This window comes from Pseudomonas sp. LBUM1661 (assembly GCF_059695925.1).
Genome location: NZ_CP166794.1, coordinates 6,611,870 through 6,632,473, shown reverse-complemented (window position 1 = coordinate 6,632,473; position 20,604 = coordinate 6,611,870). Strand labels below are relative to the sequence as shown.

Sequence of the window (20,604 nt, the reverse complement as noted above, 5' to 3'; positions counted from 1 at the left end):
CTTCCGGTGCGACTGGCGGTTTACGCCGTCAGCCAGCGCCGGTTTTTTTTCCAATGACCGACCAGAAGTCTGCCGCCATGCGTCCTGCCCGTGCCCTGATCGACCTTCAAGCCCTGCGTCACAACTACCAGATCGCCCGTGAAATCACCGGAGCCAAGGCGCTCGCAGTGATCAAGGCCGATGCCTATGGCCATGGCGCCGTGCGTTGCGCCCAGGCGTTGGAAGCCGAAGCGGACGGGTTTGCCGTGGCGTGCATCGAAGAAGCCCTGGAGCTGCGCGCCGCCGGCATTCGTGCGCCGGTGTTGTTACTGGAAGGTTTTTTCGAGGCCGACGAGCTGGCGCTGATCGTCGAGCATGATTTCTGGTGCGTGGTGCATTCGCTGTGGCAGCTCGAAGCCATCGAGAAAGCCGCACTGAGTAAGCCGATCACGGTCTGGCTCAAGCTCGACTCGGGCATGCACCGGGTCGGCCTGCACCCCAAAGATTACCAGGCGGGCTATCAACGCCTGCTGGCCAGCGGCAAGGTCGCGAAGATCGTGCTGATGAGCCACTTCGCCCGCGCCGATGAGCTGCACAGTCAAGCGAGTACCGAGCAGGTTGCGGTGTTCGAAGCGGCGCGTCAGGGTTTGTCGGCTGAGATCAGTCTGCGCAACTCGCCAGCCGTGCTCGGCTGGCCGCACATTCCAAGCGATTGGGTTCGCCCCGGGATCATGCTCTACGGCGCGACGCCCTTCGAAGAAGCCAATAGCGTGGCGTCCCGCCTGCAACCGGTAATGACTCTGGAATCGAAAGTGATTTGCGTGCGTGAACTGCCGGCTGGCGAGCCGATCGGTTACGGCGCCAAATTCATCACTCAGAAACCGATGCGCGTGGGTGTTGTGGCGATGGGGTATGCCGATGGCTACCCGCGTCACGCACCGACCGGCACGCCCGTGATGGTTGCCGGGCAGCGCAGCCAGTTGATCGGCCGAGTGTCGATGGACATGCTCTGCATCGATTTGACCGATGTGCCGCAAGCCGGCCTCGGTTCGACCGTCGAGTTGTGGGGCAAGAATGTCCTCGCCAGCACCGTGGCGGAGGCTGCCGACACGATTCCTTACCAGATCTTCTGCAACCTGCGCCGGGTGCCGCTGCTCTATTCCGGGGCTTAGCCCGAAGCACGCGAACCGGAAGTCGCCTCGCCGAACAGGATTCAGGCCAAAGTGTTGTAAATACTGAACGCTGTCGCCATGATAACGCTCAATATTCCTACAACCTGAATCCTGGAGGCGCAAGCTTGGACGTCGGTGAACGACTGCAATCCATCCGAAAGCTCAAAGGTCTTTCGCAGCGTGAACTCGCCAAACGCGCGGGCGTCACCAACAGCACCATTTCGATGATCGAGAAGAACAGCGTCAGCCCCTCGATCAGTTCGCTGCGCAAGGTTCTGGGCGGGATTCCCATGTCCATGGTCGAGTTCTTTTCCGAAGAAATCCTGCAGGAAAAACCGACTCAGATCGTCTACAAAGCCAACGAGCTGATCGATATTTCCGATGGTGCAGTGACCATGAAACTGGTCGGTCGGGCTCATCCGAGCCGGGCCATCGCGTTCCTCAATGAAATCTATCCGCCGGGCGCCGATACCGGTGACGAGATGCTCACCCACGAGGGTGAGGAAACCGGGATTCTGCTGGAAGGGCGACTGGAGTTGGTGGTCGGGCTTGAAACTTTTGTGCTCGAAGCCGGCGACAGCTACTACTTTGAAAGTACCAAGCCGCATCGCTTCCGTAATCCGTTCGATGCGCCGGCGCGACTAATCAGCGCAGCCACACCCGCGAACTTCTAAGAGAAGAGGCGCCCCGCCAGCATTGCGCAGGCGCCCAGGCAGTTTTTCCGCCGTTGATAAGACCCCTTCGACTTTGGGGTTGTTTCAGAGTGGCGGGCTTACCGCTATACTTGCGCCCGCCTGCGAACCGTGGCCGTAGGCGTGACTAGCCACCATTGAGGGTGAACGCGTGAACCTAATTATGAAAATGCTGGCTGCACCAGCAACCGTATTGGCCCTTTGGGCAGTGAGCGCACAAGCAGCAACCAACGACGATATCGCTAAACGCCTTGAGCCAGTCGGCCAGGTCTGTGTTCAGGGTCAAGAGTGCAAGGGTATGGAAGTCGCTGCTTCGGCAGGCGGCGGTGGGGCCAAGACCCCGGACGAAGTGATTGCTAAACATTGCAACGCTTGCCACGGCACCGGCCTGTTGGGCGCGCCGAAAGTCGGTGATGCCGCCGCTTGGGGCGAACGCTCGAAGAAAGAAGGTGGCGTTGACGGCCTGCTCGCGAAGGCGATCTCGGGTATCAACTCGATGCCGCCAAAAGGCACCTGCGCCGATTGCAAAGACGAAGAGCTCAAAGCTGCGATCGAGAAGATGTCCGGCCTGAAATAAGCCTGCCTCTTTAGCAAAAAGCCGCTTACGAGCGGCTTTTTTGTGCCCGCGGATCCACTGAACCCCGATCCCTGTAGGAGCGAGTGTTTGGTTTTTTGAGGCTGTTCTTTGCAGCAAAGACCCGGCAAGCTCGGTCCAACCCCAATTCACGGAATGTAAGGGAGGATCAGATGGTGCAGCTGTGTTCTATCGAGCAAGCGGTCGATGACGTTTTGGCACGGTTGCCAGCGCATATCCACATGGGTCTGCCACTGGGCCTGGGCAAACCCAACCCGTTCGTCAGCGCGCTGTATCAACGGGTCGCGCAACTGCCCGAGCGGCAACTGACGATCTACACCGCCCTGTGCCTCGGCCGCCCGTCCTTGGGCGACGGTTTGCAAAAGCGCTTCCTCGAACCCTTCGTCGAGCGGGTGTTCGGTGATTATCCAGAATTGGATTTCCTCGCCGACCTGCATCGCGACAGCGTGCCGTCGAACATCCATATCCAGCAATTCTTCATGGCGCCCGGCAGCTTGCTCCACAGCACACAGGCCCAGCAGGACTACATCAGCAGCAACTACAGCCACGCCGCCCGCGACATCAATACCGCTGGTTTGAACCTGCTCGCGCAGTTGGTGGCCAGCCACGGTGAACATCCCGATCGCCTGAGCCTGAGCTGCAACCCGGACATCACCCTCGACCTGTTGCCGATGATCGCCAAACGCCGCGCGGCGGGGGAGACAATCCTGCTGGTGGGCCAGGTGCACAACGATTTGCCCTACATGCCGGGCGACGCGGAAGTCGGCATGGATACCTTCGACCTGCTGATCGACGAGAAGGACAACACCACGCTGTTCTCCACGCCGAACATGCCGGTGGGTTTCCAGGATCACTTCATCGGCCTGCACGCCAGCACGCTGGTGCGCGACGGTGGCACCTTGCAGATCGGCATCGGCGCCATGGGCGATGCCCTGACCGCTGCGTTGCTGGCGCGGCAGGCTGATAATGGCGGATACAAGGCCTTGCTGGCAGACGTGAACCTCAGCCAGTGGGCGCAATTGATTGAGCGCGAAGGTGGTCTCGAGCCGTTCGCCAAAGGCCTCTACGGTTGCAGCGAAATGTTCGTCAACGGCTTGCTGGTGCTGGCCGATGCCGGGATCGTGCGGCGCAAGGTCTACCCGGACGTGCCGACCCAGCAACAGGCGAATGCCGGCACCCTCGATGAAGCCGCGCAGACTGACGGCATCTCGGTGCATGGTGGTTTCTTCCTCGGGCCGCGCAGTTTCTATGAGCGTTTGCGCGAGTTGCCGCAGAACAAACTGCTTGAATTCAACATGACCCGCATCAGCTACATCAACGAGCTCTACGGTCAGGAAGAACTCAAACGCTTGCAGCGTCTCGATGCACGCTTCATCAACACCGCGTTCACCGTGACCCTGCTCGGCGCCGGCGTGGCTGATCAGCTGGAAGACGGGCGCGTGCTCAGCGGCGTCGGTGGGCAGTACAACTTCGTGGTTCAGGGGCACGCGCTGCAAGGCGCGCGTTCGGTGCTGCTGCTCCGGAGCTGGCGCGAGGCGGGCGGTGAAGTCAGTTCGAACATCGTCTGGGAGTACGGCCATTGCACGATCCCACGGCACCTGCGCGACATCGTGGTCACCGAGTACGGCATCGCCGACCTGCGCGGCAAGACCGATGCGGCGGTGATCGAGGCGTTGCTGAACATCAGCGATTCACGCTTCCAGCCAGGGCTGATCGAGCAGGCGCAGAACGTTGGCAAATTGCCGAAAAGCTTCCGCATCGATCCACGCTTTGCCGACAACAACCCGCAGCGTCTACAAGCCATTCAGGCGCAGCATCCGAACCTGTTCCCGGAATATCCGCTGGGCTGTGATTTCACCGAGGTGGAGCGCGATCTGTTGCGAGCGCTGAACTGGTTGAAGAGCAAGTTTAAACTCACCGAGATTCTCGAGTTGGGCAAGGCTGCACTAGATGCGCCAGAGCCTGCAGCGTTTCCCGAACATCTGGAGCGTATGCAACTGACCAACCCGGAAGGGCTGAAAGAGGATTTGTTTCAGCGGTTGCTGCTCACAGGCCTGCAGGCCACCGCACAATAACTGCCCGCCCCAAAACCAACGGTGGGAGCCAGCCTGCTGGCGATGGCATCGTGTCAGTCAACGTCTTCGTGACTGACACGATGCCATCGCCAGCAGGCTAGCTCCCACCGTTGGTTTTGGGGTGTGGCTGGGTTATTCGATGAAGGTTACAACGCCATCCTTAAGCGACTGCACCCGAGCCAGCGATTCAACCCGATAACCCTGCGCATCCAGTTCCGCACGGCCACCCTGGAATGACTTCTCGATCACGATCCCCAAACCCGCCACCGTCGCGCCGGCCTGTTTGATGATCGAAATCAGCGCCTGCGATGCCTTACCGTTGGCCAAAAAGTCATCGATGATCAGCACGCGGTCGCTGCTGGTCAGGTGGCGCGGGGAGATGGCCACGGTGCTTTCGGTCTGCTTGGTGAACGAGTAAACGGTCGCCGACAGCAGGTTTTCGGTCAGAGTCAGAGACTGATGCTTGCGCGCAAAAATCACCGGCACGCCCAGGTTCAGGCCGGTCATGATCGCCGGAGCGATGCCCGAGGCTTCGATGGTGACGATCTTGGTGATGCCCGAATCCTTGAACAGCGTGGCGAATTCGTCGCCGATCAGCTTCATAAGGGCGGGGTCGATCTGGTGGTTCAGAAAGGCGTCGACTTTCAGGACCTGGTCGGAAAGCACGATGCCTTCTTCGCGGATTTTCTTGTGCAATGCTTCCATGAAGCGTTCCTCTAATGACGCCTGTGCGTCCAGGGCTGGTTAAAAAGTAGTCGATTTTAGCGCTTTAACATCGCGCGTATGTCCGCCAATGCGGTATTGCCGCGAACGGCTTTGACTTCAACGGGTGTGTCGTCGGTGCCTTCCCATGCCAGGTCGTCCGGCGGCAGTTCATCGAGGAAGCGGCTCGGTGCGCAATCGATGATCTCGCCGTATTGCTTACGCTTGGCGGCGAAGGTGAAGGCCAGCGTCTGACGCGCGCGGGTAATGCCCACGTAGGCCAAACGGCGTTCTTCTTCGATGGTGTCGGCTTCGATGCTGGAGCGGTGCGGGAGGATTTCCTCTTCCATGCCCATGATGAACACGTAGGGAAATTCCAGGCCCTTGGAGGCGTGCAAGGTCATCATCTGCACACCTTCGGCGCCGTCCTCCTCTTCCTGCTGACGTTCCAGCATGTCGCGCAGGACGAGTTTGCCGATGGCGTCTTCGACGGTCATCTCGCCTTCTTCGTCCTTCTCCAGCGTGTTTTTCAACGCCTCGATCAGAAACCAGACGTTACCCATGCGGTAGTCGGCGGCCTTGTCGCTGGAGCTGTTGGTGCGCAGCCAGTTCTCGTAGTCGATGTCCATGACCATGCTGCGCAGGGCTGAGATCGGGTCTTCGCCGGCGCATTGTTCGCGGACCCGGTCCATGAAGCGCTTGAAGCGTGACAGGCGATCGGTGAAGCGCGCATCCAGATGTTCACCCAGGCCGATTTCGTCGGTGGCGGCGTACATCGAGATTTTTCGCTCGGTGGCGTAGTTGCCAAGCTTTTCCAGCGTGGTCGAACCGATCTCCCGGCGTGGGACGTTGATCACCCGCAGGAAGGCGTTGTCGTCATCCGGGTTCACGATCAGGCGGAAGTAGGCCATCAGGTCTTTCACTTCCTGGCGTCCGAAAAAGCTGTTGCCGCCGGACAGTCGGTAAGGAATCTGATGATGCTGCAACTTCAGCTCGATCAGTTTGGCCTGGTAGTTACCGCGATACAGGATCGCAAAGTCACTGTACGGCCGATCCGTGCGCAAGTGCAGGGTCAGCAGTTCCACGGCCACGCGCTCGGCTTCGGCGTCTTCGTTACGGCAACGGATCACGCGGATCTCGTCGCCATGGCCCATCTCGCTCCACAGCTGTTTTTCGAATTCGTGCGGGTTGTTCGAGATCAGCACGTTGGCGCAACGCAGGATGCGGCTGGTGGAGCGGTAGTTCTGCTCCAGCATGACGACTTTCAGGGACGGGTAATCGTCCTTGAGCAGCATCAGGTTTTCCGGGCGGGCGCCGCGCCAGGCGTAGATCGACTGGTCGTCATCGCCCACCACGGTGAACTGGTTGCGCGTGCCGATCAGCAGTTTCACCAGCAAATACTGGCTGGCGTTGGTGTCCTGGTATTCGTCCACCAGCAGGTAACGGACTTTGTTCTGCCACTTTTCGAGGATGTCGGCGTGTTCCTGGAACAGCTTCACCGGCAGCAGGATCAGGTCGTCGAAGTCCACCGCGTTGAACGCCTTGAGCGTGCGCTGATAGTGGGTGTAGACGATGGCGGCGGTCTGTTCCTTGGGATTGCGCGCGTTTTCCAGGGCTTCCGCCGGCAGGATCAGGTCGTTTTTCCACGAGCCGATCATGTTCTTGATCTCGTCGACGCCGTCGTCGCCCGCGTATTCCTTCTGCATGATGTCGGTCATCAGCGCTTTAACATCGGTCTCGTCGAAGATCGAGAAACCCGGCTTGTAGCCCAGCCGCACGTGTTCCTTGCGGATGATGTTCAGGCCCAGATTGTGGAAGGTGCAGACTGTCAGGCCGCGGCCTTCGCCGCCCTTGAGCAGGGTGCCGACCCGTTCCTTCATCTCGCGCGCGGCCTTGTTGGTAAAGGTCATGGCGACGATGTACTGGGCGCGGATGCCACAATTCTGGATCAGGTGCGCAATTTTGCGGGTGATCACGCTGGTCTTGCCGGAGCCTGCGCCGGCGAGCACCAAAAGAGGGCCGCCGACGTAGCTCACGGCTTCTTGCTGCCGGGGATTGAGTCGGGACATACGGGATTGTCGGAAGTCGTTTGCGAAATGGGCCGGCATTTTAACAGGCTCAGCGAATTGTGCTGCTCTCTCCGACTTGTGACGCAGCACGCGATCTCTAATTGCCGGTTTTGTTACTTTCACGCAGGATGCGCCATGGATTTGCGTTTAGTGTTGGTCATTCCTGATGCACAACGCCACATTTGATAATTGATGTCATTTGGTCATTGGTTAGCGGCGCGGCATAATGCCCGCCGCCTACATCTTTGCAGAGTCTAGGGAGCTAGCTTGTCTACGCCTGTCGAACCCTTGCGTTTGCTGCTACTGGCCGAAGAGCCGGCGTGGGCAGCGTTGTTGCGCGAGTGTCTGGCTCCGATGGGGAGCTCGGCCGTGCTGATCAGCGCGCCGAGCTGGGAGTCGGTCAGCAGTCTGTTCGATGACAACCGCAGCGCGGTGTTGTTGACGATCCCGGCGCTCCAGCCTTTGCCTGGCCAATGCAGCCTGCCGACTGTGTTGCTGCTGGAGCATGAGCCGCTGACACCACCCGACGGTGTCAGCGACTGGCTGGTGCGCGACCTGCTCGACCCCGGCATGTTGCGCCGTTGCCTGCGCCATGTGCGCGAGCGCGGCTTGCTGGAAAACACCCTGCAACGACTGGCCGAGCAAGACCCACTGACCGGCATCGCCAACCGCCAGGGTTTCCAGACCTTGCTGGCAGCGCGCCTGGTGGAAAACGACGGTCGCGGTTTGGCCCTCGGTCACCTCGACCTCGACAACTTCCGTCACGCCAACGATGCCCTCGGTCATCAGGCCGGCGACCGCCTGATCCTGCAAGTGGTCGCGCGGCTGAAAAGCCAGCTTGAGGCCGGCGATCAACTGGCGCGCCTGGGCAGCGATGAATTCGCCTTGCTGATCGACACCCGCCGCGCCCCGCAGCGCGCCGAGTGGATGGCCGAACGCATCACCGAAGCGTTGGCAGAACCTTATTGGGTCGACGGCGAAAGCCTGTTGATCGGTTCCAGCCTCGGTATCGCCCACGCCCGCGCTCAAGCCGGTGCCGACCCGCTGATGTGGCACGCCCACATCGCCATGCAGCAGGCCAAGAGCACCCAGGGCTGCACCTTTCACATCTTCAACGAACGCATCAACCGCAATGCCCGCAGCATGGCCGACCTCGAAAGTGAGCTGCGCCGGGCGTTGCGTCGCGATGAGCTGGAATTGCATTACCAGCCACGCCTGAACCTTGAGGACGGGCAGATCGTCGGCCTCGAAGCCCTTGTACGCTGGCGTCATGCCGAGCGCGGGTTGCTGCCGCCGAGCGAATTCGTGCCGTTGGCCGAGCAAAGCGGTTTGATTGTGCCACTGGGTTACTGGGTCATCTCGCGAGCCTTGCGCGACATGCAGGCGCTGCGCGAACAGGGTTTGCCGGCGCTGCACATGGCGATCAACCTGTCGTTCCGGCAGTTCCAGGACAGCCAACTGCTGTCGACCCTGAGCCGGCTGATTGCCGAGCGCGGTGTCGAGGCGCAATGGCTGGAATTCGAATTGACCGAAACCGCGGTCATGCGCCGCAGCGATCTGGTGAAGCAAACCATGGACGCCCTCGGGCGCCTGGGTGTGCGCTTCTCCCTCGACGATTTCGGCACCGGGTTCTCCTCGTTCGTGCACCTCAACAGCCTGCCGATTGCCTTGCTGAAGGTCGACAAGAGTTTTGTCGGCGGCATGGAGGAGCGCGAGGAAAATCGCAAACTGGTGCACGCGATGATCAATCTGGCCCACAACCTCAACCTTGAAGTGGTCGCCGAAGGTGTGGAAACGGCGGAGCAATTGGAGTTGTTGCGCGGGTTCGGTTGCGATCAGGTGCAGGGGTATCTGATCAGCAAGCCGTTGCCGTTGGCGGGGTTGATTGAGTACCTGACCTTCGACAGCAGCCAGCAGCCGCCACTGGAAGTCGTGGTTTAACCCATCTGGACAAAACCTGTAGGAGCGAGGCTTGCCCGCGAAGGCGTCGTATCAGTCGACATTGTTGTTAACTGACACGACGCCTTCGCGGGCAAGCCTCGCTCCTACAGGGGGCTCATTCGGTCTGAATGGCCTCGAAACTTTGTTGTGCCGGTTCGCGTCTGATCATCCGCTTCATCTTCCACTCAAACGCCAACGTCAGGCTCACCGCCGCGCACGCCAGCCCCAGCGCCAACCCCCACCAGACGCCCGTCGGTCCCCAGTGCAAATGGAAGGCCATCCACCAAGCGGCCGGCGCGCCAATCAGCCAATAGCAACCCAGGCCCACGAGGAAGGTGGTCTTGGCGTCCTTGAGCCCGCGAATGCAGCCCATGGCGATGGTTTGCGTGCCGTCGAACAGCTCGAACCACGCCGCCACCGCCAACAGGCTCACCGCGAGGTTGATGACGTCGCGAAACGCCGGGTCGTTATGGTCGAGGAACAAACCGATCAACTGGTTCGGTAGCAGCCAGAAGACCATCGCAAAACCGAGCATCGCCGCCGCGCCGAAAGCGATGCCGACCCGGCCGGCCAGCCGCGCATCGAGCAATTGCCCGGCGCCATAGTGCTGGCCGATGCGCATGGTGATCGCGTAGGAAATGCCTGCCGGGACCATGAACGCCACCGAGACGATTTGCAGGGCAATCTGGTGGGCACCCAGTTGCGTGCTGCCCATGGTGCCCATGCACAGCGCGGCGAAGGCAAACAACCCGACTTCCACCGCGTAGGTGCCACCGATGGGCAGGCCCAGGCGCCACAGTTCTTTCAAGTACTGACGGTTGGGCCGCGACAGACCCTGGCGCAATGGATACGCGTCGTAGGCCGGATGCCGACGAATGTGCAGCGCCAACGCCACGGCCATCAGGTTGGCAACAATCGCGGTCACCAGGCCAATGCCCACCAGACCCATTTTCGGCAGGCCGAACATGCCAGTAATCAGCGCATAGTTGAGCAGGAAGTTGGCGACGGTGCCGCCCAGGCTGATCACCATCACTGGCGTCGCCCGGCCAATGGCGCTGGTGAAACCGCGCAGGGCCATGAAGCTCAGGTAGCCGGGTAGGGCGAACGGCAGGATCAGCAGGAACTGCCCGGCCGCCTGGACGTTGGTTTCGGTCTGCCCGAACAGCAGCAACACCGGTTTGAGGTTCCACAGCAGCAGCCCGGCCACCAGCGCCATCAACCACGCCAGCCACAATCCGGCCTGGGTCAGCCTCGCGGCACCGACGATGTCGCCGGCGCCCTGACGGATCGCCACCAGGGTGCCGACCGCCGCGATCACGCCGATGCAGAAAATCGACACGAACGAGTAGGACGCCGCGCCGAGCCCACCGCCGGCCAGCGCCTCGGGACTCAGGCGCGCCATCATCAGGGTGTCGGTGAGGACCATCAGCATGTGCGCCAACTGCGAGGCGATCAACGGCCCCGCCAGCCGCAGGATGGCCCAGAGTTCAATACGCGCTGGATGCTTCATGATCATCACGCTCGGCAATTTAAGAGAAAAAGGAAAACCCAAAGAGATCTGGAAGGGTCGATTCTCGGCGCTCTGGAGGGTTTGCACAAAGGGATAAAAAGGATGGGTGGCATGATTAAAACTCATCTAGGGGAGTTTCTGATAAGTTGGCGGAATCCCGCTATAGGAGCTTTCCGAATGTCTCGTCGTCTTCCTCCCTTGTATGCCCTGCGCGCATTCGAAGCGGCGGCGCGGCATAGCTCGTTTACTCGCGCTGCCGAAGAGTTGTCGATCACGCAAAGTGCGGTCAGCCGGCACATTCGTACGCTGGAAGAGCATTTCGCCTGTCGGCTGTTTCATCGCAGTGGGCGCAATCTGCAATTGACCGAGTCGGCGCGGCTGATCCTGCCCGGCATTCGTGAAGGCTTCACGGCACTGGAGCGGGCCTGCAATACCCTGCGCGCCGAAGATGACATCCTGCGCATGAAGGCACCGTCCACCCTGACCATGCGCTGGCTGCTGGCGCGGCTCAGTCGCTTCCGCCATCTGCAGCCGGGCAACGAGGTGCAGCTGACCAGCGCCTGGATGGACATCGATACCGTGGACTTCAACCACGAACCCTTCGACTGTGCCGTCATTCTCAGCCACGGAAATTTCCCACTGGACTGGGAGGCGACGTTGTTGTTCCCGGAAGAGCTGATCCCGGTGGGCGCTCCCAATTTGCTGGACGACCAACCCTGGGACGTTGCACGCCTGGCCAGCACTGAACTGCTGCACCCGGCACCGGACCGTCGCGACTGGCGCAATTGGCTGGAGCGGATGGGGCTGGCCGATCAGGTGTCGCTCAAGGGCGGGCAGGTGTTCGACACGCTGGAACTGGGCATGATCGCCGCCGCCCGAGGGTACGGCGTGTCCATGGGCGATCTGCTGATGGTGGCGGAGGACGTGGCCCAGGGCCGTTTGAGTCTGCCGTGGCCGACGGCCGTCGCCAGCGGCGAGAAGTATTACCTGGTCTGGCCGAAAACCCGCCCCGGTGGCGAGCGCATGCGTCGGCTCAGCGACTTCCTGCAGGGCGAAGTCCGGGCCATGGAATTGCCAAACGTCGAACGCTTGAGCTGAATCGATAGAGCCGTCGCAGTGATGGCTTTAAGCTATATCCCGGCAAACGACTCAAGTATCCCGGTTTGCCGCCGAAAATCTGCATGTAGAACCTTCGTGCAGGTTCGACGTAATTCCCATTATTAGAAATTATGCCGAGTGCGCCTCGTGATCAGGAATGATCCGGTCACTGGGCCAGGAGCTGTCATGTCTCAACCTCGTGCCCGGATCGCCTCACAGCTTGGTCTTGCGCTCGCCGTGATACTGGCGATTGTCATCAGCGGCAGTACCGTGTTCGCCCTGCGCTCGCTGGACACGGCCAACCTCGCTACCCGCGAGGAGCACTTGGCCAGCGAGGCCCGCTTGCTGGCCGATCAGTTGAGCACCTTTCACGGCACGCTGCGTGAAAGCACCCAACGCCTGGCCGGCCTGTTCGAGAAACGCTTTAGCGCGGGGCTGAGCGTGCATCCGGACGAACCGGTGGTCGTGGCTGGCGCCCAGACGCCGGGTCTGCACCTGGGCAGCGAAGTGTTGAACAACAACTTCAAGGAAGTCGACGAGTTCAAGCAAATGACGGCGGGTGTCGCCACGGTGTTCGTGCGCAGTGGCGAAGACTTTGTTCGGGTCAGCACTTCGCTGAGCAAACAGGACGGCAGCCGGGCCATTGGCACGTTGCTCGATCACGCCAATCCGGCCTATGCACGACTGATGGCGGGGCAGAGCTACGTCGGACGCGCGTTGCTCTTCGAACGGTCCTACATGACTCAGTACACGCCCGTACGCGACAGTGGCGGTAAGGTCATTGCCGTGCTGTTCGTAGGATTCGATTACACCGACGCGCAGAACGCGCAGTTCGCCAACCTTAAACGCTTCCGCATCGGCCAGACCGGTTCTCTGGCGCTGCTTGATGAGCAGAACAAATGGTTGGTGCCGATCGCCGGCGTGCAAGCACTGGATCGGGCAGTCCCGGCGATCAATAGCCTGGCGCAGACGCCGGGCAAAGGTGAGTTCTGGAGCGACACGTCCGAAGCGTTCTACAGCATTGCTGTGCCCTTTGAAGGCGGGCCGTGGTCGGTGGTGGCGAGCATGCCGAAAACTGAAATCAGTGCCGTGACCTGGAGCGTCGGCATCCAGTTGGCGATCGGCAGTCTGCTGGCGATGTTGATCGCTGTGGGTGCGGCGGTCTGGCTGCTGCGCAGCAAACTTGCGCCGCTGGGTGATCTGGTGCGTCAGGCCGAAGCGTTGGGCGCCGGTGATTTGAGCGTGCGGTTGAATGTGTCCAGCAACGACGAGATCGGTCAACTGGCCCGCGCCTTCAATCAGATGAGCCAAGCCTTGTCGACCATGGTCGAGCACATTCGCAAGGCCTCGCAAGAGGTCAACAGCCGAGCCCAGGCGTTGTCCGGTCTGTCCGGTGGCGCCTATGAAGGGATGGAGCAGCAGTCGGGCGAGATCACCAGCATGGCCGGTGCCGTGGAAGAATTCAGCGCCACCTCGTTGAACATTGCCGACAACATGGGCAGCACCCAGCGTCTGGCGCAGGAAAACGCACAGCAAACCCAGATCGGTCGTACGTCAATGGACGAAGCGTCCTCGTCCCTGGAACAAATTGCCGGCGCGCTGAACAGCACCGCCACGGTGATCAACACCTTGGGGCAGCGCTCGCAGGAAATCGGCGGCATCGTCGGGGTGATTACTTCGATCGCCGAGCAGACCAATTTGCTGGCGCTCAACGCCGCCATCGAAGCTGCGCGCGCCGGCGAGCAGGGGCGTGGGTTCGCGGTGGTTGCCGATGAGGTTCGCAACCTTGCGTCACGCACTCGCCAGGCGACGGACGAAATTTCCGGAATGATCCAGAGCATCCAGCAGGAAACCGGCAACGCCATCAGTACCATGGAACAGGGCAATGTGCTGATGCAGGAAGGCCTGTCGCGCAACGCCAACGTTGCCACGGCGCTGGCGCGGATTGATGAGCAGAGCCGCTCGGCCGGCCAGCAATTTGCCGCGATCACTACGGCGACCCAGGAACAGAGCAGCACTGCGACGCTGCTCAGCAGCAACCTGCAAAGCATTGCTTTGGCGAACAGCGAGCAGCGGGAGGTTGTTTCCAATCTGGCCATCACCGCTAAAGAGCTGGAGAAGCTGGCGGCGGACTTGCGGCATGAGGTTGACCGGTTTCGTTGATGTACGGCTGAAATAGCTATTGCGAGCAGGCTCGCTCCCACAGTTGATTTTCGGCGGACACAAATTCTGTGCTCGCTGCTGATCTAAAAAATGTGGGAGCGGGCTTGCTCGCGAAGGGATCGACTCGATTCCCCGGTTTTAACCCCAAAAACCGCATTACTGCCACCTTGCCTTCGATGTTGTGTTTTTTAACCTTGATGAATCGTTTCAGCAAGACTATAAAATCCGCACAACTCCAAGAAAGGCTCCCATCATGTCCCCGCTCAAACTCGCTGTAACCCTCGGCGCACTGACCGCTGCCTCCCACGCCATGGCTTGGGATTACGTGCTGCTCGACACCGACAAAGCCGCCCAGAACTGGCAAATCACTAGCCAGCAACTCGGGGTGAAAACCGACAAACCCTTCTCCGTGACCCTGCGCACCTTGCACGGTGGTCGGCAGGAGGGCGTCAGCATTGTCGACATCGATAACGGCACGATGAAACTCTCGGTAGTGCCCACCCGCGGGATGAACGTCCTGCAAGCGTCGGTCGGCACTGTGCGCATGGGCTGGGATTCGCCGGTCAAGGACGTGGTCAATCCGTCCTTCATCGAACTCAACGGCCGTGGTGGCCTGGGTTGGCTTGAAGGCTTCAACGAACTGGTCACCCGCTGCGGTTACGAATGGGTCGGCCACCCCGGCATGGACAACGGCGAACTGCTGACCTTGCACGGTCGCGCCGCCAACATCCCGGCCAGCAAAGTCACCCTGCACATCGACGAAAAACCGCCCTACGCCATCAGCCTGCGCGGCGAGTTGAAAGAACAGGCGTTCAAGAAAGTCGACTTCTCGGTGCTCACCGAACTGGTGACCGAGCCAGGCAGCGTAGCGTTTGCCCTCAACGACACGCTGACCAACAACGGTGACTACCCGAAGGAATATCAGGCGCTGTATCACAGCAACTTCAGCACGCCATTTCTGGAGCAAGGCGCGCGTTTTGTTGCGCCGGTCAAACAGGTGTCGCCGTTCAACGACAAGGCCAAAGGGGATCTGCCGGACTGGCAAACCTATCGCGCGCCGACCAAGGATTACGACGAGACGGTGTACAACGTCGTGCCTTATGCCGATGCCAAGGGCGATACGCTGACCGTGCTGCATAACAAGGCGGGCAGCCTTGGGGTATCGGTGGGTTTTAATACTCAGCAGTTGCCGGTGTTCTCCCTGTGGAAAAACACCGACACACAAGGCCAGGGCTACGTCACCGGTCTTGAACCGGGCACCAGTTTTTCCTACAACCGCCGGTATCAGCGGCCGCTGAACCTGGTGCCGACGATTGGCCCTAAAGAGCAGAAGCAGTTTCAGATCAGCTACAGCTTGCTGGCGGATAAAGGAGCTGTGGATAAAGCGTTGAGTCGGGTGAAAGAGATTCAGGGTGGGCGGGAGACGGAAGTGCAGCAGGCGCCGTTGGTGGATCTCACCAAGGAGTAAAGCCATCAATGGGCGCTCGGCCGATACTGCAGCGCTTCGGCCAGATGTTCACGGGTGATGCCATCGACTTGCTGGAGGTCCGCCAAAGTCCGCGCGACTTTGAGCAGTCGATGGGCTGCCCGTAGGGACAAGGTCAAACGCTCACAGGCGGTTTCCAGCCAGGTTTCATCGGTTGTGGATAACGTGCAGTGGCGGCGCAAGCCCGGCAGATCGAGGAAGGCGTTCGCGCAGCCTTGGCGTTTATGTTGCCGTTCTCGCGCGTCGGCCACCAGGGCGGCAGCGGTGGCCGTGTCGTCTCCGGGTTTCGATGCGGGATTCAATGCGGTCGCTTCACGGGCGACGGTCAGGTGCAGGTCGATACGATCCAGCAGCGGTCCCGACAGTTTGTTGCGGTAGCGTTGAACCATGTCGGGCGTACAACTGCATTTGCCGCTGGGTTCGCCAAGATATCCACAGGGACAGGGGTTCATCGCCGCCACCAATTGAAAGCGCGCCGGGAAGCGTACGCGGTCTTTGGCGCGGGAAATCACGATGCAACCCGACTCCAATGGCTCTCTCAAAACCTCCAATACCTTGCGATCAAATTCCGGAAGTTCATCGAGGAACAGCACGCCGTGGTGGGCGAGGGTGATTTCGCCGGGTTGTGGCTGTGAGCCGCCACCCACCAACGCCGGGCCGGAGGCGGAGTGATGGGGCTGGCGGAAAGGACGCTGTGGCCAGTGGCTTAACGGTACGCAACTGGTGACGGATTGAATGGCCGCGACTTCCAGCGCTTCACTCTCGGACAATGGCGGTAACAGCCCCGGTAAACGACTGGCCAACAGGGTTTTCCCCGTGCCCGGCGGCCCGCTGAACAGCAGGTTATGAGCGCCCGCCGCTGCGATCAGCAATGCGCGCTTGGCCGAGAGTTGGCCCTGGACTTCATTCAAGTCGGGGTAGGGTTTGCTGGCATAGAGCAAACCATCGGAGACGTAGGGCTCGACCGGCGTATGACCATTGAAGTGTGCCACCGCCTCCAGCAAATGATCCACAGCAATCACCTTCAGCCCCGACGCCAGGCACGCCTCCTCGGCATTCGCCCGCGGCACCATCAACGCACGCCCGGCCTTGCGCGCAGCCAGTGCCGCCGGCAACACGCCCCTCACGGCCCGTACCGCGCCTGACAACGCCAATTCACCCAAGCATTCAATGTCATCCAGCGTCAACGTCGGCACCTGCACGCTGGCGGACAGAATCCCCAAGGCAATCGCCAAATCAAATCGCCCGCCGTCCTTTGGTAAGTCGGCGGGAGCGAGATTCAAGGTGATGCGCCGAGCGGGAAATTGCAGGCCGGAATTGATGATCGCGCTGCGTACCCGATCCTTGCTTTCCTTTACCGCCGCTTCGGGTAACCCGACCATCGTCAGCGATGGCAGACCATTGGCCAGATGGACTTCTACGGTGACGGCGGGGGCATCCACACCAATCTGGGCGCGGCTGTGGACGATGGAGAGGGACATGGTCGTTCCTTGAGTTGGCGGGAGCCGCTTCCTGCGGTTTTTGAAGGGTAGTTGTGAGGTGGCGTTTGAGCTTGGCAATTCAGGCGCAAAACTTTCGCAGAATGTTACTGGCCAAAGCCGTCACGCGATCTATAGCAGCTGGCGAAGCCTGCGTTCGGCAGCTGCTACAAAGGTTGCGCCGGGGCTGGCATTGTTTGTCGGGGGGAGGGACGAGAGCTGGTTTAGATAAGCGTCATCGCTATTCATTGATACAGCTCCTTTTGCTTAAGGGCTGCCGGCAATTGTCGCCAAACAATTGGGTGGCAGTTGTACGAGGGTTGGCGAACCGGAGCAAAAGGAACCCGGCAGACCCGAAGGTCTCCCACGCACAACCGCCATGACTCGATGTGGCGGGAACAAAGCTCCGCCATCGGATGGTCGTTGTGCGCCTTAAGCTTCCGGGTCGCCAAACCCAGTGCTGAACATTCAGCATTGGGTGAGCTTAGGAACCGGGGCTTTGTGGCGCAATCGGACGGCGGTGTGATCTTTGTAAACGTTGCCTGGAATTAGCGCTGAATGATCGTTCCCACGAGCGTGGGAACGATCAGTTACTCGGCGTCAGCAGGTGGATTCAGCTTCGCTTCCAGCTCTGCAACCTTCGCTTCAAGACTCTCCAGCCGAGCCCGGGTCCGCGCCAGCACGACCATCTGGCTATCGAATTCTTCCCGGCTCACCAGATCCAGCTTACTAAAGCCGCTTTGCAACAAAGCCTTGAACTGGCTTTCGATTTCGCTTTTCGGCAGTGGGGTGTCGCCGCTGAAGAGGCGGGAGGCGGTGCCGGTCAGGGCGTCGAGGAAGTCTTTGGGCGCGAGCATGGGAAATATCCTGTCAACAATGGCGGGCAGTGTATCACGCAGTGTCTATAGTCAATCCCGAGCGCTGGCCGTGCACGCTTTTCGCGCATGCGGACGGACGGCGTCGCACTGTTGTTGTGCGTAACGCGACAGGAGTTGTGGCGAAGTGATCGGCATCTGCGGCCAAGGGCTTGAAAACAGAGGGTTTTGTGGAGATGGCAAGCTTTCTGCTTAGTCGGTAGTGACCCATGCACTGATGCAGTCGCTGTGACGAATGCAGTGCGCCAAGCGGAACGGGGGATGCGTTTCGTGCGGAGTGGTTAGCAGGCGTCGGACGGGCAGGTAAGGCCGACGATGCGTTACAAAGCCAGGCACTGCGCTTAGACTTGAGTCGGGTTTGTTTTCCTGGGGCAAGTCCACCAATTCGGGAGAGAGTTTTCATGAAGCTAGTCACTGCCATCATCAAGCCGTTCAAACTGGACGACGTGCGCGAGTCGCTGTCCGAGATCGGCGTGCAGGGCATTACCGTTACTGAAGTCAAAGGCTTCGGGCGGCAGAAGGGTCACACCGAGCTGTATCGCGGCGCGGAATACGTGGTCGATTTTCTGCCCAAGGTGAAGATTGATGTCGCCATTGACGACAAGGATCTTGATCGGGTTATCGAGGCGATAACCAAGGCTGCCAACACCGGCAAGATCGGTGACGGCAAGATCTTCGTGGTCAATCTGGAACAGGCGATTCGCATCCGTACCGGCGAAACCGATACCGACGCAATCTAAGCCGCCACAAACCCAACGCCCCAGGAGAAAACAATATGACTCTGCGTAAACTCGCAGGGCTAGGAGCCCTGTTGTCCCTCGTAATGCCCAGCCTGGCTATGGCGGCAGACGAAGTGGCGGCCCCAGTCCTCAACTCCGGCGACACCGCCTGGATGATGACCTCGACAGCCCTCGTGCTGTTCATGACCATTCCCGGCCTCGCGCTGTTCTACGGCGGCATGGTTCGCTCCAAAAATATTCTTTCCGTGATGATGCAGTGTTTCGCCATTACCGGTCTGATCAGCATTCTGTGGGTCATTTATGGCTACAGCATCGCGTTCGACACCACCGGCATGGAGCAGGGCGTCGTCAACTTCAACTCCTTCTTCGGCGGCATGGGCAAGGCATTCCTCGCCGGTGTCACGCCATCGAGCCTGACCGGGCCCGCGGCACTGTTTCCTGAGGCGGTGTTCATCACCTTCCAGATGACCTTCGCGATCATTACCCCAGCGCTGATCGTCGGTGCCTTCGCCGAGCGGATGAAGTTCTCCGCGATGCTGATCTTCATGGGCGTCTGGTTCACCCTGGTGTATGCACCGATTGCGCATATGGTCTGGTCCGGCAACGGCGGCCTGATGTGGGACTGGGGCGTGCTGGACTTCGCCGGCGGCACCGTGGTGCACATCAACGCCGGTGTGGCCGGTCTGATTGCCTGCCTGGTACTGGGCAAGCGCAAAGGCTTCCCGACCACCCCGATGGCCCCGCACAACCTCGGTTACACCCTGATGGGCGCGGCTATGTTGTGGGTGGGCTGGTTCGGCTTCAACGCCGGTTCCGCCGCTGCCGCCAACGGCACGGCCGGTATGGCGATGCTGGTTACCCAAATCGCAACCGCCGCTGCTGCACTGGGCTGGATGTTCGCCGAGTGGATCACTCACGGCAAACCAAGCGCTCTGGGTATCGCTTCGGGTGTTGTCGCTGGTCTGGTTGCCATCACGCCAGCCGCTGGCACCGTGGGCCCGATGGGTGCTCTGGTGATCGGCCTGGCAGCGGGCGTGGTGTGCTTCTTCTGCGCCACCACCCTGAAACGCAAACTCGGCTATGACGACTCCCTGGACGCCTTCGGCGTGCACGGTATCGGCGGTATCCTCGGCGCGATCCTCACCGGTGTGTTCGCTGCGCCGTCCCTGGGTGGCTTCGGCACCGTGACCGACATCGCCGCACAAGTCTGGATCCAGTGCAAAGGCGTGGGCTTCACGGTGATCTACACCGCGATCGTCACCTTCATCATTCTCAAGGTCCTGGACGCCGTCATGGGTCTGCGCATCACCGAAGAAGAAGAGGCTGTCGGCATCGATCTGGCGCTTCACAACGAACGCGGCTACAACTTGTAAGCACGCGCATAAAAAACTTGCCCGGCTTGCCGGGCATTTTTTTGTCTGGCGTTTGTCAGTGTAGGAACTGCTGAAAGGTTTTTTCGTACACGTTTAGTGGTGTTTACGACGGGTGATTTTCTGCGGCCAATGGCTTACATGATTGAAGGAATATTAGGGCCTTTGTTTTTTCCCAGAGCGCGCTAGAATGCGCCCCGAACGTGCGGAGAACTGTATGTGGCAACAGACTCTGATTACCCTGCGGGCGAGGCCCCGGGGCTTTCATCTGGTAACGGACGAGTTACTCGCCGGCCTGCCTGAACTCAAGGCATGTCGGGTCGGTCTGTTGCATTTGTGGCTGCAGCATACCTCGGCGTCGTTGACCATCAACGAGAACGCCGATCCGGCGGTACGTCGCGACTTCGAACGATTTTTCAATCGTCTGATCCCACAAGGAACAGACGTCTATGAGCATAACGACGAAGGCCTGGACGACCTCCCGGCGCACTTCAAGGCCAGCGTACTTGGCTGTCAGCTCAGTTTGCCGATTTCGGCAGGCCGACTGGCGCTGGGGACCTGGCAAGGCGTTTATCTGGGCGAGCACCGTGATCATGGCGGTGCCCGTAAAGTCCTCGCCACCGTGCACGGTGAAGGGGCATAAGCCGCTGGTTACCAGC

The 20,604-nt window shown here is 60.3% G+C and carries 16 protein-coding genes; 11 read left to right on the top strand and 5 right to left on the bottom strand.

The genetic code is table 11. The features are described from left to right. Positions 1 to 77 precede the first annotated feature (77 nt). The 4 genes from alr to ACA057_RS30525 all read left to right on the top strand — a co-directional run bounded on the left by alr (position 78) and on the right by ACA057_RS30525 (position 4,513). Complete coding sequence (gene alr, locus ACA057_RS30540) at positions 78 to 1,151, top strand: alanine racemase (protein ID WP_497344726.1); 1,074 nt, start codon at positions 78 to 80, stop codon at positions 1,149 to 1,151. A gap of 125 nt (positions 1,152 to 1,276) precedes the next feature. Next, positions 1,277 to 1,825 (top strand): cupin domain-containing protein, encoded by a 549-nt coding sequence (locus ACA057_RS30535; protein ID WP_008150195.1) that lies wholly within the window; start codon positions 1,277 to 1,279, stop codon positions 1,823 to 1,825. A gap of 181 nt (positions 1,826 to 2,006) precedes the next feature. Further along, positions 2,007 to 2,420 carry a c-type cytochrome gene (locus ACA057_RS30530; RefSeq protein WP_497344724.1) on the top strand — a complete coding sequence of 138 codons (414 nt, stop codon included), beginning with the start codon at positions 2,007 to 2,009 and terminating at the stop codon, positions 2,418 to 2,420. A 170-nt stretch (positions 2,421 to 2,590) separates the two neighbouring features. Further along, positions 2,591 to 4,513, top strand: a complete 1,923-nt coding sequence (locus ACA057_RS30525) for an acetyl-CoA hydrolase/transferase C-terminal domain-containing protein (protein ID WP_497344722.1) — start codon at positions 2,591 to 2,593, stop codon at positions 4,511 to 4,513. Positions 4,514 to 4,645: 132 nt separating this feature from the next. Here the strand turns inward: ACA057_RS30525 and ACA057_RS30520 are convergent, their stop codons facing one another. Then, the gene (locus tag ACA057_RS30520; protein ID WP_007934646.1) at positions 4,646 to 5,218 is read right to left on the bottom strand and encodes a xanthine phosphoribosyltransferase; all 573 of its coding nucleotides are present in this window, start codon (positions 5,216 to 5,218) and stop codon (positions 4,646 to 4,648) included. Positions 5,219 to 5,274: 56 nt separating this feature from the next. After that, positions 5,275 to 7,284, bottom strand: coding sequence for a DNA helicase Rep (gene rep, locus ACA057_RS30515; protein WP_059403900.1), 2,010 nt, complete (start codon positions 7,282 to 7,284; stop codon positions 5,275 to 5,277). A gap of 267 nt (positions 7,285 to 7,551) precedes the next feature. On the opposite strand from rep, the gene ACA057_RS30510 reads away from it, so the two are divergent. Further along, complete coding sequence (locus ACA057_RS30510) at positions 7,552 to 9,225, top strand: putative bifunctional diguanylate cyclase/phosphodiesterase (protein ID WP_497344719.1); 1,674 nt, start codon at positions 7,552 to 7,554, stop codon at positions 9,223 to 9,225. Positions 9,226 to 9,340: 115 nt separating this feature from the next. Here ACA057_RS30510 and ACA057_RS30505 read toward each other — a convergent pair whose 3' ends face one another. Continuing rightward, positions 9,341 to 10,735: a NorM family multidrug efflux MATE transporter gene (locus tag ACA057_RS30505; protein ID WP_497344717.1), complete on the bottom strand. Its 1,395-nt coding sequence runs from the start codon at positions 10,733 to 10,735 to the stop codon at positions 9,341 to 9,343. Between the two features lie 177 nt (positions 10,736 to 10,912). Here ACA057_RS30505 and ACA057_RS30500 point away from each other — a divergent pair, with 177 nt between their 5' ends. The 3 genes from ACA057_RS30500 to ACA057_RS30490 all read left to right on the top strand — a co-directional run bounded on the left by ACA057_RS30500 (position 10,913) and on the right by ACA057_RS30490 (position 15,464). After that, positions 10,913 to 11,833 carry a LysR substrate-binding domain-containing protein gene (locus ACA057_RS30500; protein ID WP_497344715.1) on the top strand — a complete coding sequence of 307 codons (921 nt, stop codon included), beginning with the start codon at positions 10,913 to 10,915 and terminating at the stop codon, positions 11,831 to 11,833. 186 nt (positions 11,834 to 12,019) lie between these two features. After that, positions 12,020 to 13,996: a methyl-accepting chemotaxis protein gene (locus ACA057_RS30495; RefSeq protein ID WP_497344713.1), complete on the top strand. Its 1,977-nt coding sequence runs from the start codon at positions 12,020 to 12,022 to the stop codon at positions 13,994 to 13,996. Between the two features lie 253 nt (positions 13,997 to 14,249). Further along, positions 14,250 to 15,464: an aldose 1-epimerase family protein gene (locus ACA057_RS30490; RefSeq protein ID WP_497344711.1), complete on the top strand. Its 1,215-nt coding sequence runs from the start codon at positions 14,250 to 14,252 to the stop codon at positions 15,462 to 15,464. Positions 15,465 to 15,469: 5 nt separating this feature from the next. Here the strand turns inward: ACA057_RS30490 and ACA057_RS30485 are convergent, their stop codons facing one another. Continuing rightward, positions 15,470 to 16,963 (bottom strand): YifB family Mg chelatase-like AAA ATPase, encoded by a 1,494-nt coding sequence (locus ACA057_RS30485; RefSeq protein WP_497344709.1) that lies wholly within the window; start codon positions 16,961 to 16,963, stop codon positions 15,470 to 15,472. Positions 16,964 to 17,550: 587 nt separating this feature from the next. After that, complete coding sequence (locus ACA057_RS30480) at positions 17,551 to 17,817, bottom strand: accessory factor UbiK family protein (RefSeq protein ID WP_401355905.1); 267 nt, start codon at positions 17,815 to 17,817, stop codon at positions 17,551 to 17,553. A 419-nt stretch (positions 17,818 to 18,236) separates the two neighbouring features. On the opposite strand from ACA057_RS30480, the gene glnK reads away from it, so the two are divergent. The 3 genes from glnK to ACA057_RS30465 all read left to right on the top strand — a co-directional run bounded on the left by glnK (position 18,237) and on the right by ACA057_RS30465 (position 20,588). After that, the gene (gene glnK / locus ACA057_RS30475; protein WP_002555808.1) at positions 18,237 to 18,575 is read left to right on the top strand and encodes a P-II family nitrogen regulator; all 339 of its coding nucleotides are present in this window, start codon (positions 18,237 to 18,239) and stop codon (positions 18,573 to 18,575) included. 35 nt (positions 18,576 to 18,610) lie between these two features. Continuing rightward, positions 18,611 to 19,948 (top strand): ammonium transporter, encoded by a 1,338-nt coding sequence (locus ACA057_RS30470; RefSeq protein WP_497344706.1) that lies wholly within the window; start codon positions 18,611 to 18,613, stop codon positions 19,946 to 19,948. A 214-nt stretch (positions 19,949 to 20,162) separates the two neighbouring features. Continuing rightward, complete coding sequence (locus ACA057_RS30465; RefSeq protein WP_497344704.1) at positions 20,163 to 20,588, top strand: secondary thiamine-phosphate synthase enzyme YjbQ; 426 nt, start codon at positions 20,163 to 20,165, stop codon at positions 20,586 to 20,588. Positions 20,589 to 20,604: the final 16 nt, after the last annotated feature.